General features: G+C 75.0%; 16 protein-coding genes. 9 read left to right on the top strand and 7 right to left on the bottom strand.

All coding sequences use genetic code 11. The features are described 5' to 3' along the window. The first annotated feature begins 83 nt into the window (after positions 1-83). The gene (locus ACN9M0_RS16095; protein WP_366036876.1) at positions 84-1,379 is read left to right on the top strand and encodes a hypothetical protein; all 1,296 of its coding nucleotides are present in this window, start codon (positions 84-86) and stop codon (positions 1,377-1,379) included. A gap of 94 nt (positions 1,380-1,473) precedes the next feature. On the opposite strand, the gene ACN9M0_RS16090 is transcribed toward ACN9M0_RS16095, so the two are convergent. Then, entirely contained in the window at positions 1,474-3,168 is a 1,695-nt protein-coding gene (locus ACN9M0_RS16090; protein WP_426403795.1) for a bifunctional 3'-5' exonuclease/DNA polymerase, read from the bottom strand. A 384-nt stretch (positions 3,169-3,552) separates the two neighbouring features. Beyond that, positions 3,553-4,797 carry a helix-turn-helix transcriptional regulator gene (locus ACN9M0_RS16085; RefSeq protein ID WP_366036874.1) on the bottom strand — a complete coding sequence of 415 codons (1,245 nt, stop codon included), beginning with the start codon at positions 4,795-4,797 and terminating at the stop codon, positions 3,553-3,555. A gap of 142 nt (positions 4,798-4,939) precedes the next feature. Between ACN9M0_RS16085 and ACN9M0_RS16080 the strand changes: the two genes are divergently transcribed. Together ACN9M0_RS16080 and ACN9M0_RS16075 are read left to right on the top strand one after the other, a co-directional pair. Next, entirely contained in the window at positions 4,940-5,866 is a 927-nt protein-coding gene (locus ACN9M0_RS16080) for an NADP-dependent oxidoreductase (RefSeq protein ID WP_426403794.1), read from the top strand. A 21-nt stretch (positions 5,867-5,887) separates the two neighbouring features. Beyond that, positions 5,888-6,445, top strand: a complete 558-nt coding sequence (locus tag ACN9M0_RS16075) for a GNAT family N-acetyltransferase (protein WP_366036981.1) — start codon at positions 5,888-5,890, stop codon at positions 6,443-6,445. Positions 6,446-6,765: 320 nt separating this feature from the next. On the opposite strand, the gene ACN9M0_RS16070 is transcribed toward ACN9M0_RS16075, so the two are convergent. From ACN9M0_RS16070 to ACN9M0_RS16060, 3 genes are all read right to left on the bottom strand, one after another. Then, on the bottom strand, positions 6,766-8,859 hold the full coding sequence (locus ACN9M0_RS16070; RefSeq protein WP_426403793.1) for an FtsX-like permease family protein: 2,094 nt from the start codon (positions 8,857-8,859) through the stop codon (positions 6,766-6,768). Continuing rightward, complete coding sequence (locus tag ACN9M0_RS16065; RefSeq protein ID WP_426403792.1) at positions 8,853-9,689, bottom strand: ABC transporter ATP-binding protein; 837 nt, start codon at positions 9,687-9,689, stop codon at positions 8,853-8,855. Before ACN9M0_RS16065 ends, ACN9M0_RS16070 begins: the two co-directional genes overlap by 7 nt. Positions 9,690-9,792: 103 nt before the next feature. After that, positions 9,793-10,614, bottom strand: coding sequence for an NAD(P)H-binding protein (locus ACN9M0_RS16060; RefSeq protein ID WP_366036870.1), 822 nt, complete (start codon positions 10,612-10,614; stop codon positions 9,793-9,795). 94 nt (positions 10,615-10,708) lie between these two features. Here ACN9M0_RS16060 and ACN9M0_RS16055 point away from each other — a divergent pair, with 94 nt between their 5' ends. The 3 genes from ACN9M0_RS16055 to ACN9M0_RS16045 all read left to right on the top strand — a co-directional run bounded on the left by ACN9M0_RS16055 (position 10,709) and on the right by ACN9M0_RS16045 (position 14,637). Next, positions 10,709-11,113: a winged helix-turn-helix transcriptional regulator gene (locus tag ACN9M0_RS16055; protein ID WP_366036869.1), complete on the top strand. Its 405-nt coding sequence runs from the start codon at positions 10,709-10,711 to the stop codon at positions 11,111-11,113. Continuing rightward, positions 11,089-12,225, top strand: a complete 1,137-nt coding sequence (locus ACN9M0_RS16050; RefSeq protein WP_426403791.1) for a DUF2786 domain-containing protein — start codon at positions 11,089-11,091, stop codon at positions 12,223-12,225. The genes ACN9M0_RS16055 and ACN9M0_RS16050 overlap by 25 nt, the downstream gene beginning before the upstream one ends. 300 nt (positions 12,226-12,525) lie before the next feature. Beyond that, entirely contained in the window at positions 12,526-14,637 is a 2,112-nt protein-coding gene (locus ACN9M0_RS16045) for an FUSC family protein (RefSeq protein ID WP_366036867.1), read from the top strand. 89 nt (positions 14,638-14,726) lie between these two features. Here the strand turns inward: ACN9M0_RS16045 and rpsN are convergent, their stop codons facing one another. Continuing rightward, complete coding sequence (rpsN, locus tag ACN9M0_RS16040; protein ID WP_366036866.1) at positions 14,727-15,032, bottom strand: 30S ribosomal protein S14; 306 nt, start codon at positions 15,030-15,032, stop codon at positions 14,727-14,729. After that, the gene (gene rpmB / locus ACN9M0_RS16035) at positions 15,032-15,268 is read right to left on the bottom strand and encodes a 50S ribosomal protein L28 (RefSeq protein ID WP_366036865.1); all 237 of its coding nucleotides are present in this window, start codon (positions 15,266-15,268) and stop codon (positions 15,032-15,034) included. The genes rpsN and rpmB overlap by 1 nt, the downstream gene beginning before the upstream one ends. Positions 15,269-15,331: 63 nt before the next feature. Here rpmB and rpmG point away from each other — a divergent pair, with 63 nt between their 5' ends. The 3 genes from rpmG to ACN9M0_RS16020 all read left to right on the top strand — a co-directional run bounded on the left by rpmG (position 15,332) and on the right by ACN9M0_RS16020 (position 16,231). After that, a complete protein-coding gene (gene rpmG / locus ACN9M0_RS16030) occupies positions 15,332-15,496 on the top strand; it encodes a 50S ribosomal protein L33 (protein WP_366036864.1) in 165 nt (54 codons plus the stop codon). Between the two features lie 8 nt (positions 15,497-15,504). Then, positions 15,505-15,759, top strand: a complete 255-nt coding sequence (locus ACN9M0_RS16025) for a type B 50S ribosomal protein L31 (protein WP_366036863.1) — start codon at positions 15,505-15,507, stop codon at positions 15,757-15,759. A 259-nt stretch (positions 15,760-16,018) separates the two neighbouring features. Continuing rightward, positions 16,019-16,231: a DUF397 domain-containing protein gene (locus ACN9M0_RS16020; RefSeq protein ID WP_063992029.1), complete on the top strand. Its 213-nt coding sequence runs from the start codon at positions 16,019-16,021 to the stop codon at positions 16,229-16,231. Positions 16,232-16,270: the final 39 nt, after the last annotated feature.

Genomic DNA, 16,270 nt, shown 5'->3' with positions numbered 1-16,270 from the left:
TACTCAGCTCTCCCAGCGCTCAGCGCTCAGCGCTCAGTTCTCTCATCCCTGAACATCGACGAACCGGAGACGGTGATCTCGGCATGCCCCTGAACGAAGGACCCCAGCACGACGGCGCCCCGCACGAGCGTTTCGAGGAGGAGCTCGGCGCGGTCCTGCGCAGCGCCGGTGACGGCTTCGCCGTCGACGACCGGCGCGAGCTGGTCGCGGGCGGGCTCCAGCTCGGCCGGCGCCGCCTGATGCGCCGCCGCCTCGCGGTGACCGGCGGCGTCCTCGCGCTCGCCGCCGTCGGCCTCGGCGGCGTGTACGGCGGCTCGCTGCTCGGCCCCGCCGGGCAGGCGACGACCACCTCCGTCGCGGCGCCCCCGCAGCACGGACAGGCCAACGGCGCCGCCGACACCGGCAAGGAGCCGCGGCCCGAGGAACGGATCCCGGTGAAGGACATCGCCGCCGTCCTCAAGGCCCACACCCCGGCCGGCCAGTGGCAGTTCGACAACCTGGAGGGGCGGGGCCAGTCGGTCACCGGCGTCTACGACGACGGCAAGGGCAAGGCGGGCGTCAGCGTCGGCCTCTACCGGGCCGGCGGGACCGCCGAGTCCGGTACGGACCAGGTCACATGCCCCGACCAGGCCCTCGTCCCCTACGACCACTGCACCAGCCGACCGCTGCCGGGCGGCGACCGGCTCATGGTCCTCCAGGGGTACGAGTACCCCGACAAGCGCGAGGAGACCAAGGACTGGCGGGCGGTCCTGCTCACCAAGGACGGCTTCCTGGTCGACGTGAGCGAGTACAACGCCGCCGCCGAGAAGGGCGCCCCGATCAGCCGGGAGAACCCGCCCTTCAGCCCGGCCCAGCTGAAGGCCCTCGTCACGGCCGAGGCCTGGCGGCCGCTGCTCGAGCAGCTGGGCGAGAACCCGATGAAGAAGCTCTCCCCGTCGCCCGTCGTGCCGAGCGCCGCCGCCGTCCAGGCCACCCTGCGCTCCCTCCTGCCTCAGGGCCTCACCGTGAAGTCCCACGGCGGGGAGGACGGCCACGGCTACGTCGTCGTCGACGACGGCAAGGGCGCGAGCCTCGTCGGCGTCGACGTCCAGCCCGCCGGCCGGAAGGACATCGCCAAGCTCTTCACCGGAGCCGGCGTCGTCACTCTGCCCGACGGCACCAAGGTCAGGTCCACGCGGCAGCCCGGCGAGAAGGGCGGCGCCGGAGTCGTCTGGTGGAGCGTCGACACCCTGACCCCGAAGGGCTTCCGGGTCGTGGTCTCCGCGTTCAACTCGGGCGCGCAGTACGAGGCCGCCACGCGCGCCGAGCCCGCGCTGACGATGGAGCAGCTGAAGGCGCTCGCGCTGAGCCCGAAGTGGCAGAAGCTGCCGCTGAAGTAGGCGGGCCGGGACGACGGGGCGGTACGGGAGGGGGACCGGTACCGCCCGGTCTCCTTCGCGTCGGCGTACGGGGCGGGGACCGGTACCGTCCCGTCTACTTCGCGTCCGCGTACCGCTCGACCGTGGCCGTCGTGAACGGGAACCGGACCGGTGTCTCGCCGAACGCGATCCTTCCGGCCTCGTCCCCGGCCGCCCGGATCGCCTCCGTCACCGCCTCCGCCTCCTCCGCCGGACAGTGCACGATCACCTCGTCGTGCTGGAAGAACACCAGCTCCGCCCGCAACCCCGACAGGGAGCGCCGCAGCGCCGCCAGCATCAGCAGCGCCCAGTCGGCGGCGCTGCCCTGTACGACGAAGTTACGGGTGAACCGGCCGCGCGCCCGCGCGTTCCCGGAGGCGTACCCCGGGACGAACTCGCCGCTCTCCGGCTCCGGTTCGCCGGCCGCCTCCTGGGGGAGTCCCGCCTCCTCGTCCTCGCCCGAGCCGACCGCCCGCGGGCTGGTCCGGCCCAGCCAGGTCCGTACGAGCCGGCCCTCCTCGCCCGCCTTCGCCGCGTCGTCGACGTAGGCCACCGCGCGCGGGAAGCGGCGGCGCAGCGCCGCCAGGTTCTTGAGTCCGTCGCCGCTCGTCTGGCCGTAGATCGCGCCGAGCAGCGCGATCTTGGCGTGGTCGCGGTCGCCGGAGAAGGCCCGGTCGGAGAGCCGGGTGTACAGGTCGTCGGGGTGCCCGGCGACCTCCATCAGGCCCGGGTCGCGGGAGATCGCGGCGAGGACGCGGGGCTCCATCTGGTCCGCGTCGGCCACGACGAGCCGCCAGCCCTCGTCGGCGACCACCGCCCGCCGGATGACCTTCGGGATCTGCAGGGCCCCGCCGCCGTTGGTGGTCCAGCGCCCGCTGACCGTGCCGCCGGGCAGGTACTCGGGCCGGAAGCGGCCGTCCCGCACCCAGTCGGCCAGCCACGACCAGCCGTGCGCCGTCCAGATCCGGTACAGCTTCTTGTACGCGATGAGCGGCTCCACGGCCGGGTGGTCGATCTCGGCGAGCTCCCAGCGGCGCGTGGACCTGACGCGGATCCCGGCCTGCGCGAAGGCCTTCACCACATCGGCGGGCAGATCCGGCCGGACCCGGCGGCCGAACGCCGCCGACACCTCGTCCGCGAGCTCCGCGAGGCGGCGCGGCTCGCCGCCGCCCGCGTACCGCTCGCCCAGCAGCTCGTTCAGCAGGTCCCGGTGCACGTCCGCCCGCCACGGCAGCCCCGCCCGGTGCATCTCGGCGGCGACCAGCATCCCGGCCGACTCGGCGGCCGTGAGCAGCCGCATCCGGCCCGGGTGCTCGGCCCGGTCGTGACGGCGCAGCTGCTCCGCGTAGACCGCGAGGAGCCCGTCGAAGGGCACGGAGACGGTGGGGCGCGGCTCGAAGAGGGAGTCCTGCGAACCGGGCTCGGCGGCGCGCTGCGGCGGATCGGGGGGTACGGGGGCGTTCCGCAGGCGCGCCCAGGCGGCGGCGGCCGACCGGGGCTCGCCGAGCCGTCCCTCGTGGCCGAGGAGGAGCTGCTCGGCGTCCTCGACGTCGTAGCAGCGCTCGACGCGGACGCCGGCGGCGAGGAGCCGCGGATAGACCTCGGCCGTCGACCGCCACACCCACCGGGCCACCTCTGGCCGGGCGCGCACGGCCGCGACGAGGTCGGGCTCGCGGCGCACGGGGCCGGCGGGCAGTCCGTCGGCCGCGAGGGGCACGAGCAGCGCCCCGTCCCCCTCGGCCTCGACAGCCAGCGCCCACCTCTCGCTCATGGGTGCGAGTCTGACACCCCCCACTGACAGCCCCCGGAAACCATGCCGCGCCTGCCCGTCTCCGTGCGAGCCGCGCCCACTCGGGGGCGCGCCCCGCGGGGCGGTGCCCACCGCCGTGTGGGCACACGGGGCGTCGTCCCTTGCCGCGCCTAGGCTTCCGCGCCTGGACCCGCGCCCGGCGTGCGGCGCCGTCGTGGGTTGTGCCCACCCTCCCCCAAGCTCTCGGCTTCGCTCGAGCAGGGGGACCCCATCGCCCCGGCGAAACGCCTGCCCACAACCGGGCCCGGCGGGGGCGTCGGGCCCGCGACCCGGCCCGGTGAGGGCGTCGGGAGCGCGCCGCGCCGCGGGCCCCGCGGTCGGAAATCCTCGCCTCGCCGCCAGGCGCTACGCCGCCGCGTGGAAGAGGGCCGCGGCCGCCCCCCGTGACTCGACGCCCAGCTTGTTCAGGATGTTCGCGACGTGGAACTTCACCGTCGACTCGCTGATGTGCAGCTCCTCGGCGATCCGCCGGTTCCGGTGCCCGAGGGCCAGGTGCCGTAGGACCTCCACCTCGCGTTCGCCGAGCCCGGTCAGGGGGTGGGCGGCCTCGACAGGGGCCTCCGGGGTGGCCAGGGGGATGACCGCCGTGATCGTCGTGCCCCAGCCGGGGACCGCGTCCATGTCGAGCCGTCCGCCGAGGACGTCGAGCCGGTCCCGGATCGTGCCGGCGCCCAGGTCGCAGGGGGCGAGCGCGCCCGCGCCGTCGTCCCGCACCGAGGCGCGCAGTTCGTGTTCGGTCAGCTGCCAGCCGACGTGGACCCGCTCCACCGAGTCCTGTTCGAGGACGATCAGGAGCAACGACCGGACGATGGCCCGCGCGCTGTGCGCGACGTCCGCCGCGAGCGAGCGCGTCGAGTCCGGCGCGCCCAGGTCGAGCCGGACCTTGCTGTGCCGGAGCATCGGCCGCAGTTCGCCGGCGAGCCGCTCGAAGGCGTCCTCGGCGGGTTCCTCGGCGAGCGCGCGGTCCCGCCGCTGTTCCGCCCGCATCTCGATCAGCGCGGACGCGGCCAGGTCGGTGGCGGTCGTCCGGGCCGTGGTGTCGTCGAGGGCGCGGCTGCGCAGCACCCCGAGGACGCCGGAGAGCGCAGCCGCGTGCGCGGCGGTGAGCTCGGCGATCACCCGGGCCCGGGTGTCGGCGGCGGCCCGTGAGCGGGCGAGCGCGCCCGGCATGGCCTCCGTCGCGAACCGGTCGAAGTGCCCGCTGACCAGGTCCCACAGCGCCTGCGCCACGGTGAGCGCGGCCGCGTCGGCCGGGGCGGTGCCGTCCTCCCGTACGAGCACGAGGACCGCCCCGCGCCGGGTCGCGTGGCTGGTGACGGCGACGACCTCGCGCTCCCGGCCGCCGATCGTCGCGCGGCCCTGCCAGGGCGCGCCGGGGACGCCCGCCGCGAGCAGCGGGGTCAGTTCGGCGGCGGTCATCAGCTCCGTACCGCCGAGTGTCTTGAAGGGGGAGTGGGCGCAGTGGGTGGAGAGTTCGGCCGCGTCCACGTGCGGGACCAGCGGGGCGAGGGCGGCCGAGACCTTGGGGAGGATCTCCCCGAGCGGCTGCCGGATGATCTCGTACGCGGTGGTCAGCGTGAGCGCGTCCATGCGGCTCAGCCTAGTCAGGGACGGACAGGTGACGGCCCGCCTTTCGGACAGGGGGGACTGGCCGTTGGGCGGGCGGGGACCGGGTGTCCGGCAGCGCAGAGTGGGGGCATCGAAGATCGAACGGGCAGCAGCGGAGGCTGAGATGGAAGCGATCGTGTACGAGGAGTTCGGCGGCCCCGAGGTGCTGCGCCACGCGACCGGCGTCGCGAAGCCGGAGCCCGGCCCCGGCGAGGTCCGGGTCAAGGTGGCGGCGGTCGGGCTCAACCCGGTGGACTGGAAGCGGCGTTACGGCTGGGTCGAGGAGTTCTACCCGACCACCTTCCCCGCCGTCCCGGGCCTGGAGTTCGCCGGCACCGTCGACGCGCTCGGCGAGGGCGTCACCGACCTGGCCGTCGGCGACGAGGTCCTCGGCTGGACGGCGACCGGCGCGTACGCCGAGTACGCCATCGCCGGCACCGTCGCCCCCAAGCCCGCCGGGCTGTCCTGGGAGGCCGCCGCCAGCCTCCCCGTCGCCGGCGAGACCGCGCAGCGCGTCCTGGACCTGCTGCGGGTACGGGAGGGCGGGACGCTGTTCCTGCACGGCGCGGCGGGCGTCGTCGGCTCGGTGGCCGTCCAGCTCGCGGTCGCGGCCGGGATCACGGTCGTCGGCAGCGCCTCGGAGGCCAACCACGCCTACCTGCGCGAGCTCGGCGCGATCCCCGTCGCGTACGGGGACGGCCTGGCCGACCGGGTCCGCGCCGCCGCACCGGAGGGCGTCGACGCGGTCTTCGACGCCGCCGGGCACGGCGTGCTGCCGGTCGCCATCGAGCTGCTCGGCGGCGGCGACGCGGCGAAGGAGCGGATCGTGACGATCGCGGCGACGGACGCGGCGGAGCACGGCATCGTCTTCTCCGGCGTCACGGGGGAGCCGGACGCCGTACGGCGCGGGCTCACCGCCCAGGCCCGCCTGGCGGCGGAGGGCGCCCTCACGGTCCGCCTGGCGGAGGTGCTGCCCCTCAAGGAGGCGGCCCGTGCGCAGGAGTCCAGCGAGTCGGGCCACGTGCGGGGCAAGATCGTCCTGATCCCGTAGCGCTGGAGGAAGGCGATGCCGATGTACGCGATGTCCCTGGGCGACGACGGCGCGGAACTGCGCCCGCTCGAACCGTGGCAGGCCGAGGAGTTCCTCGCGCACATGGACCGGGGACGGGAGTTCATCGGCGCGCGCAACGGGCTCCCCGACGTCGTGACGGACCTCGACTCGAGCCGGGCGTTCCTCCGGGCGTACGCCGAGCGGGCGGCGGCGGACACCGGACGCATCCACGGCATCTGGTCCGACGGCACGCTCGTCGGCGCCGTCATCCTCCGCAAGCTCGACACGGCCGACGGCACGGCCGAGGCGGGCTGCTGGCTGGAGCCGGCGGGCGTCGGCAAGGGCCTGGTGACGCGGGCGGCGCGGGCGCTCATCGACTGGGCGATCGAGGTACGGGGCGTGCACCGGGTCGAGTGGGTCGTCTCGTCCGGCAACGAACCGAGCATCGCCGTCGCCAGGCGGCTCGGCATGACGAGGGACGGCGTCCTGAGAGGGAGCTACCTGTACCGGGGCACGCGCCACGACGAGGAGATCTGGTCGATCCTGGCCCCGGACTGGCGCACCCGCTCCACCACGTAGCCGACCCCGCGCCACCACCGGCCCTCTCCCGGGCCTGGTGGCCTCGGCCCGCTGAGCCCCCGTCGCCCCCCCGTTGTGGGCAATCGTTCCGCTGGGGCGGAACGGGTGGGCACAACGGACGGCGCCCCGTGCCGGGCCTAGGCTCCCGCGCCTGAACCCGCATCGCAGGTACGGCGCGCAACGTGGTGCGGGCCAAGGCACACGGGAGGTGCCGGCCCCGCCGGGAGCGGGATGCTCCGGGGCGTGGGGCGTGGGGCGTGGGGCAGGGCGGTGACCCGGCTCCGACCCCGGTCACCGCCCCGTCGTCCCACCATCGCCGCTCAGCGCGTGAGGCGCCACGCGGGGACGGCCGACGCGGCGATCGCGGCCGTCGCGCACACGCCCGCCGCCGTGCCGACCGTCGTCCACGGCAGGGCCAGGGCCACGGGTGCCGAGAGGGCCGCCAGGCCCGCTCCCAGTACGCCCAGGACGACCGCCGTCACCCCCAGGCCGAGCAGCGTGCCGATGGCGGTGGCGAGCGCCGCCTCGCCCGTCACGACCCGCAGGATCTGGCTGCGGGTGGCCCCGGCGAGCCTCAGCGAGGCCAGTTCCCCGCCGCGTACCGAGGTCGCCATCAGCAGGGTGTTGGCGAGGCCGATCACCGTGTAGACGAGGGCGATGCCGAGGACCAGGACCATGCCCAGGCGGTTCTGCGGGTTGCCTTCCGGCCGGTGCCCGGGGGAGACGGTCCCGCCGCTCGCCTCCAGGGCCCGCACGGTCGCCGCCCCGCCCCCGCGCGCGTCGATCCGGTCGAGGGCGGCGCCCGGTGCGTTCGCCCGGGTGACGTACGGCCCGTTGTCGCCGGTCCCGAGCGCGAGGACGGCCACGACCCGGAGCCGTACCGGTCCGCTCCCGTCCGCCCGCCACACCTCGACGGTCTCGCCGACCCGGTGCCGCTCGAACTCCTCGTTGACGACGATCGACCGGTCGTCCAGGTCCCGAAGGTCCCCGGCGGTCACGGGCAGCCGGGCGAGTTCCGCGAAGGCGGCCGGGTCGGCGACCGCCCGCGCCCCGTACTTCACGACGGCCTCGGCCCCGTCCCGTACGAACACGGAGGTCGCCCCGGTGGCGGAGAGGACGGCCCCGGCGGGCGCTGTCACCGGCCTCAAGTCCTCCCCGCCCGCCACGTACTGAGCGGCCGTCTGCTCCCGCGCCTCGACGTCCTTCGCGCGAGTGACGCTCGTCGCCGAGCCGAACAGCGTCCCGGCGAGCGCCACGGTCACGAGGACGGGCGCGGCGACGGCGGCGGTGCGGCGGACGGCGGCCGCGCTGTTCTCCCGTACGAGCGTCCCCACCGCCCCGCGCGCCGGCAGCAGGCGGGCCACCGGCCGGACGAGGAGCGGGGAGAGCAGCGCGACGCCGGTGATCAGGAGCATCGGGAGGGTCGTGTACGTCTTCCGCTTGAGCAGCTCCGACGGCTCGGTGGCGCAGGTCCAGACGAGGAGCCCGAGCCCGGCCAGGAGCAGGCCCGTGCCGAGGACGGCCCGGCCGAGGGGCAGGGCGTCGGCGTCGACGTCCGCCTCGCGCAGCGCGGCCGTCGGGCCGGTCTTCCCGGCCCGCCGGGACGCGGCGACGGCCCCGGCGAGGGCGACGGTCACCCCCGTCCAGAACGCCGCGTGGTACGGCCAGGCGGCGTCGCCGATCGTGAACCACGCGGGCGCGAGGCCGCCGTCGACGAGGGTCCGGGCGAGGAGGGGCGCCCCGAGGGCGCCGAGCGCGCACCCGGTGGCGGAGGCGAGCACGCCGAGCGCCGCCGCCTCGGCGAGGAGGAGCCGCCGGATCTGGCCGGGGGTGGCGCCGGCGGTCCGGAGGAGCCCGAACTCGCGGCGGCGCAGGGCGACGGCGAAGGCGAAGGTGGAGGCGACGACGAAGACGGAGACGAAGGCGGTGACGCCGCCGGAGGTGCCGAGGAGGGCGTTGAGGGCGACGAGGGCGCGGGCGTCCCGCTCGGGGTCGGGGTCGGCCTGCGTCCGCTCGTCCCCGGTGAGGACGCGGGCGCGGTCGCCGACGAGCGCCGTGACCTGGGCGGCGGGGGCGTCGACGCCGACGGCGTCGGGTCCGCCGGAGGTGGTGACGGTCCAGCGGGCGCGGAGCTCGCGGAGCACTTCGTCGTCCACAGGCTGTGGACGGTCGAGCCGCTGCTCCACGGGCACGGTGTCGGGCCCGCGCCGCACGTCGAGCGTCAGACGGTCGTGGCCCCGGACGACGACGGGCGAGGAGGCGAACCGCTGGGGAGAACGCTCGGGCGCGTGAAAGGTGGCGGAGAGGCCGAGTCCCATGGTGGCGAGCAGCCCGACACCGAGGGCGAGCGCGACGAACCCCCCGAGGAAGGAGGCCCAGCGGGCCCGGAGGCCGGAGAGGACGACGGTCAGCACGACGAACCCCCGAACGCCCCGCCGGCGATGACGTCGACGTCGACGTCGACGCCAGAGGAAGAGGCGGCCTGCGCCACACGGGCCCGGCGCGGACCCAGTCCGTGCACCCCGCCCGTCTCCAAGGCCGTCATCCGGGCCGCGACCGTCTCCACCGTCGGTGCCGTCAGTTCGTCCGCGACCCGCCCGTCGACCAGGAACACCACGCGGTCCGCGCGGGATGCCGCGACCGGGTCGTGGGTGACCATCACGATCGTCTGGCCGTCGCGGTCGACGAGGTCCCGCAGCATGTCGAGCACCTCACGGCTCGTCGTCGAGTCGAGTGCGCCGGTCGGTTCGTCGCCGAAGAGGACGGCGGGCCGGGTGATCAACGCCCGGGCGAGCGCCACCCGTTGCTGCTGGCCGCCGGACAGCTCGCCGGGCCGGTGCCGTTCCCGTCCGGCGAGCCCCACGCGCGCGAGCGCCTCCCGTACCTCCGTACGGGACGGGCGGCGGCCGGCGAGCCGGAGCGGCAGGGCCACGTTCTGGGCGGCGGTCAGGGAGGGCAGCAGGTTGAAGGACTGGAAGACGAAGCCGATCCGGTCCCGCCGCAGCAGGGTGAGGCGCCGCTCGCTCAGCCCCTCCAGGGCGACGCCGCCGACCTCCACGGTCCCGGCGGTGGGCCGGTCGAGTCCGGCGGCGCACTGGAGGAGCGTGGACTTGCCGGAGCCGGAGGGGCCCATGACGGCGGTGAAGGTCCCGGTGCGGAAGTCGAGGTCGACGCCGTCGAGGGCGTGGACGTCCCGGTGGTGCCGGGTGAGCCGGCGGAGCCGTACGGCGGGATGCGAGGTCATGGCTCAAGCGAACCGTTTCGGCCCGCCCCGATCACGACCACCACCGGGCGTCCCGGGGGTAGGGCCAGGCCTACCCCCGGGCTCCGTTCACCCCGGGCTCGGTTCACCCCTCCCGCACCGCCTTCACGAACACGTCCAGCGCGTCGAGGGGTTCGCGCCCGCCGAGCAGCGCGCGCAGGTCGCCGCCCTCCACGCCCGTACCGTCCAGGAAGCCGTGGGCGATCGCCGAGTACGTGCTCGCCAGCATCGGCACCTGGAAGGGCACGGCCCCGGAGGTGGCGATCGCGGTACGGGCCTCCGCGAGCGTGCCGGGGGCGTACTCCGCACCGAGGGCCGCCGCCAGGTCCGCGCCGCCGAGAGGGCGCTCGCCGACGAGCTCGTACACCCGGTTCCGGTGGGCGGACGGGTCGGTGGCGACGGAGGCGGCGATGTCGGCGAGGTCCGCGCGGGCGACGGCGGCGAGGCGGCCCTCGCCGAGCGGACCCGTGATGCGGTTCTCCGCGTCGGGGGCGGCGATCCAGGTGAGGAACTCGGCGTAGAGGCCGTTGCGGAGGATCGTCCAGTCGAGCGTCGCGGACCGCTGGAGCCGCCGCTCGGTCCAGCGGTGGGCCAGCGCGTACGTGAGGTGGTCGCCGTCGCCGGAGAGGCTCGTGTAGACGACGTGCCGGACGCCGGCGGCCTCGGCGGCGGAGATCGCGGCCTCGTGGCGGGCGACGACGACGTCGTCCTCCCCGTACCCGGCGGAGATGAGGAGGAGGGTCTCCACGCCGGCGAAGGCCTCCGGGAGGGTGTCCGGCGCGTCGAAGTCGAGCCGGCGGGTGCCGGGGAGACCGGCGCGGGTGCCGAGGACGACGTCGTCGCGGCCGGCGAGCCGCTCGGCGACGAGCGAGCCGAGGGCGCCGGAGACACCGGTGACGAGCAGCATGGATTCCCCCAGGGGTCGTGACGGCCGGGACGGCTGAGACCATCGAGGGGACCATCGTCACCGGGCGGACAAGATCACGGAAGGAGGCACATCGATGTCGGAAGGGCACACGGAGGTAACCACCGGGGCGACCACCGAGCCCTTGGTGAGCTGCGCCGAGGACTGCGGGGTGCGGGACGTCCAGGACCGGCTCGGCGACAAGTGGACGGTGCACGTCGTCGTCGAACTCGCCGCCGGGGCACGGAGGTTCAGGGAGCTCCAGCGGCTCGTCACCGGCATCTCGCAGCGGATGCTGACCCTGACGCTGCGCCGCCTCGAACGGGACGGACTCGTCTCGCGGACGGTGTACCCGACGACCCCGCCGCAGGTGGAGTACGCGCTGACGGAGACCGGCCACAGCATGACCCACCTGATCAAGCAGCTGGTCGACTGGTCGCTCGACCACCGCGCGGTGATCGCCCGGTCGCGCGAGGAATGGGACGCGAGGGGTACGGCGTGAGCACCACCATCGAGAAGGCCTTCGAGGCGCTGTACGCGAGCGACGACGGCTCCCTCGACACGGCGGCCTCGCTCCTGGCCGCCGATCCGGGCGCGGACCCGGAACTGACGCGGCGCGGCGAGGAGTTCGTGCGGACGCTGTGGGTGCGGGGCTGGCAGCCGGCGGACCTGGTCCGCATGGCCCGGCGGGAGCTCGCCGACGAGCACGTACGGCTCCTCGCCGGCCTGATCAGGACCGAGACGGCCGGCTACGGGCGCCTGCCACACCGCTGGCAGGCACAGATCGACGAACTGGACACCTCCGGCGGACGTCCGGCGGACCGCTTCTCGCAGGCGACGACCGTCCTGGAGCTGTACCGGCTGCTCGTCCGGCTGCCGCGCCTCGACGCGGTGGGGCCGGTCCCGGGGGACGCCCTGCCGGCGGCGGTGGCGGGCGAGCCCCGGATGCTCACCCGCATCAGGGCGCTGCTCGCGAAGGCGGAGGCGACGGGCTACCCGGAGGAGGCGGAGGCGCTGACGGCCAAGGCCCAGGAGCTGATGGCCCGGCACAGCCTGGACGAGGCCACGCTCGCGGCGGGCGCGCCGTCCCCGGAGACGCCCGGCGCGATCCGGATCGGGGTGGAGCCGCCGTACGAACAGGCCAAGGCGATCCTGCTCGACGCGGTGGCGACCGCGAACCACTGCCGGGCCGTGTGGAACGAGACCTACGGCTTCTCGACGGTCGTCGGCTTCGAGGCGGACCTGGACCCGGTGGAACTGCTCTACACCTCGCTGCTCGTGCAGGGGACGGCGGCGATGACGCGGGCGGAAGCGGAACAGCGGGCAGGCGGCCGCAAGCGCACGAAGTCCTTCCGCCAGTCCTTCCTCCTCGCGTACGCGAACCGGCTGGGCGCCCGGCTCTCGGCGACGTCCCGCCGGGTCGCCGCCGAGACCCCGACGCTGCTGCCGGCCCTGGCCTCGCGCGAGGTCGCGGTCACCGCGCGCACGGACGAACTCTTCCCGGAGACCCGCACGACACGGGTCCGCGCGGCCTGGGACGAGGCGGGCTGGACCCATGGCGCCACGGCCGCCGACAAGGCGGGCCTCCACCCGAACCGCCCCCACTTGCCGTAACCCGTCTGCGGCCGCCGCGCCCGCCGGACGACTCGCCCGCCCACCCCCGTTGTGGGCAATTGTTCCGCTGGGGCGGAACGGGTGGGCACAACGGACGGCGCCCCCTGCCGGGCCCAGGCTCCCGCGCCTGAACCCGCGTCGCAGGTACGGCGCACAACGTGGTGCGGGTCAGGGCGCAGGGGGCGGAGGCGCCGCTGAGGGCGCCGTCCCGTGTGCCCACCCGTCCCGCCCTGCGGAACGATTGCCCACACCGAGGGGGCGAAGGTCCGGTTTGGGGGGATTCGCGGATACGCTCTGCGCATGAGCTGGCTCCGGGCCCTGAAAGAGACCGCCCGCTCCGGGCTCACCGTCGAGCGGCGACGGCTCGAACCCGCCATCGCGGCCCGCGGCGCCCTGGGCCTCGCCCTCGTCGTCGGCGTCTCGCTCGCCCTCTTCGGCCCGGCTGTCGCCGCCTCCTCCGCCTTCGGCGCGTTCCAGGCGGCCATCGCCACCTTCCAGCGTTCCTGGCACCCCCGCCCCACCCTGGCCCTGGCCTCCGGCGCCAGCCTCGCCGTCTCGACGTTCCTCGGCTATCTCACGGGTGCCCACGCGGCCCTCTTCCTCGCCCTGCTGCTCTGCTGGACGTTCCTGGCGGGTCTGGCCTGGGCCGCGGGCCCGACGGCCGGCGTCATCGCCTCCTCCAATGTGGCGATCATGCTGGTGACGGTCACGCTCCCGACCTCCGTCGCCAGCGCCGCCGGCCAGGCCGGCATGATCTTCGCGGGCGGTGTCGTCCAGGCCGCGCTGATCGTCGTGCTGCCCGTCCGCCGCTGGGGCGCCCAGCGCGACGCCCTCGCGGACGCGCTGGCCGACGAGGCGGACTACGCCCGCCGCCTCCGCCACGACCCGGTCGCCCCGTTCGATCCCGTGCCGCTCATGACGGCCCGGAGCGCCGCCGCCGTCACGCCCCGCCAGGCCCGAACCCGCCCGGCGGAGCTGCACGGCGCGCGGGGGCTCGCGGAGCGGATCCGTCCGGTCCTCGCCTCGCTCGCGGACCCGGCGGTCGGGGTGCCGGAGGAGGGACCGGAGCGGGCCCGGGTGCGCGAACTCCTCGCCGCGACGGCCGAGGTCCTGGACGCCGCCGCGCACGCGATCCGGCACGGCGAACCGGTCACGCTGCCGCCGTCCGCCCCCGCCGCCCTCCGCACCCCGGCCACCGGCCCGGCCCTCAAGGGCCCGTCCCGCCGGGCGGCCGGCCGTCTGGCGGCGCTGCTCGGCGATGTCATCGAGACGGCGGAGCCGCGTACGGAGACGTCGGAGTCCGCCGGCCCGGAGTCCTCCGGCCAGGGGATCCGCACCCGCCCGACTCTCCTCCGCCGAGCCCCGACCGTCGCGGCGAAGGTGCGCGCAGAACTGCGCCCCGACTCCCCGGTCCTGCGTCACGCGGTCCGCGTCTCGGCGGTCACGGCCGCCGGCTACCTGCTGGGGACGTGGCTGCCGTTCGGGCACGGCTACTGGGCGCCGATGGCCTCGGTGATGGTGATGCGCCCGGACTTCTCGCAGACGTACGCCCGCTCGGTGGCGCGGTTCGGCGGGACCCTGGTGGGGGTGGCCCTGGCGACGGCGGTCGTGCAGTCCGCGCACCCGGGCACGTACCTGTCCGCCGCGCTCGCGGTGGTGTGCGCGTTCGGGATGTACCTGCTGATGTGGACGGGGTACGTGGCCGCCCAGGCCTGCGTCTCCGCGTACGTCGTCTTCCTGCTCGGCATGGACGGCGCGGGCCTGACCCAGACGGTACGGGAGCGGGTGCTGCTGACCCTGCTCGGCGGTGTCCTCGCGATGCTGGCGTACGCCGCCTACCCGGCCTGGGAGACGCCACGGCTGCGCGGCCGGCTCGCGGACTGGCTGGCGTCGGGAGGCGCGTACGCGGCCGTCGTCGCCGCCCGGTACGCGGATCCGGCCGGGCCGACCAGCCCCGACGTACGGGAGGCGCTCCTGAAGGCCCGTGCGGCCCGGGTCGCCTGGCAGGAGGCGGTGGCCCGGGCGGCCCACGAACCGGTGCGGCACCGGGGCCTCTCGCACGCGGCGGTGGAGCAGGCCGGGCACGCACTCGCGGAGTTCGGCCGGGTGGCGATGCTCATGGAGGCGCACCTGCCGGAGCGCGGCGCCCCGGCCCTGCCCGCCGCCGCGACCCTCGCCGAGTCCCTGCACCGGTCGACGGAGCGGGGCGCGAAGGAGGTACGGGAGCGCAGGGAGCCGCACTGGGACGACCTGCGCGAGACGGTCACCGCCTGGTCCGCGGAACCGCCGGACCATTTCCTGCTCCACAAGGGTTCCGTCCTGCTCCTGGAGTCCCTGGAGGAGCTGACGACGGCCCTGACGGAGTCCACGCGGTCACGGTCACGGTCACATTCCCGGTCCCGGTCCCGGTAGCGCCGTCGGACGGGCATCTCGCCGTGGCGCTCCACGCCCGCGCGGGCACCCGCCTGGCCGGGCTCCCGGGCTGAGTCGTCACCGACCCGTCACCAGGAGGCCTTCCGTACCCCCGGCAGGAACCCCGCGTGGGCCTGCTGCCGCACCCGTACCCGGGACAGTCCGAACTTCCGCAGGTGGCCCCGGGGCCGGCCGTCCACGGCGTCGCGGTTGCGGACGCGGGTCGCGCTCGCGTCCCGGGGCTGGCGGCCCAGCTCCCGTAGCGCCGCCTCGCGTGCGGCGGCCGGGGTGCCGGGGTGGCGGATGGTCTCCTTCAGCTCGGCCCGCCGCTCGGCGTACCGCGCCACGACCGCCTTCCGCCGCTCGTTGCGGGCGATCTTGCTGCGCTTGGCCATCAGACCTTCCCTCCGCGCGCCCGGACGCGGGCCACGGCGGCCTCGACGCCGATGGTGTCGACGGTCCTGATCGCGCGGGTGCTCAGCGTCAGCCGTACGTACCGGCGCTCGCTGGGGAGCCAGTACCGCTTGCTCTGGATGTTGGGGTCGAAGCGCCGGGGGGTGCGCCGGTGGGAGTGCGAGATCCGGTTGCCGAATCCGGGCTGCGCTCCGGTCAGCTGGCAGTGGGCGGACAAGGGTGACCTACCTCTCCGAAGAGTTGTTGGCAATGGGATTCGTTTTCATTTACTCTACACAGCATGGCACGCAACGAACTCCGCCCGGTCATCAAGCTCCGGTCCACCGCAGGAACCGGATTCACCTACGTCACCCGCAAGAACCGCCGCAACGACCCCGACCGCCTCGGCCTGCGCAAGTTCGACCCGGTCGCCGGCCGGCACGTCGAATTCCGAGAGGAGCGCTGAACCACTCCATGAAGCCCGGCATCCACCCCGCCTACGGGCCCGTCGTCTTCCGCGACAAGGCCGGCGGCTTCGCCTTCCTCACCCGCTCCACGCTCACCAGCGAGAAGACCGTGGAGTGGGAGGACGGCCACAGTCACCCCGTCGTCGACGTCGAGATCTCCTCGGCGAGCCACCCCTTCTACACGGGCACCGCGCGCGTGCTCGACACCGCGGGTCGCGTCGAGCGCTTCGAGAAGCGCTACGGGCGACGTGAGGCGCGCTGAGCAAAGCCTCCGGCGGCAGGGACGCCCCCGAAACCCGGGCCCCTGCCCGCCGGAGGCCTGACCTCCGCTGATGGCGCATCAGGGGCCGCTCTACCCGTCGGTAGCACGCTCTGTCGCGTAGCGGCTACGCCACCCCCTGTGCACGTGCATCTGCTCATGCATCCGCATATGAACACAGCTATGATCCGAGGAAGTTGACACCTGCACCAAGCAACTCGGGGAGCTACCAGTGCATCATGCGCATCACGCGTACAACGGCATGGCGGCCACAGAGCTGCGAGGAGTCGTGTGGCAGAAGAGCCGGCACAGCAACTCCCAGGGATCCTGCGTGGAGTTCGCCAAGCTACCGGGAGGCGACGTCGCCGTACGCAACTCGCGCCACCCCGACGGGCCCGCGCTCGTCTACACGCCCGCGGAGATAGAGGCACTCCTGCTGGGCGTCAAGGACGGGGAGTTCGACCACCTGGTGTGAGCGCGGACGGCGCGTGAGGCCGCCCGCTGTGAGCACGGA

It is taken from the genome of Streptomyces sp. R-07 (assembly GCF_049913175.1).
Taxonomy (GTDB): domain Bacteria; phylum Actinomycetota; class Actinomycetes; order Streptomycetales; family Streptomycetaceae; genus Streptomyces.
This window is presented reverse-complemented; position numbering and strand designations above follow the sequence as displayed.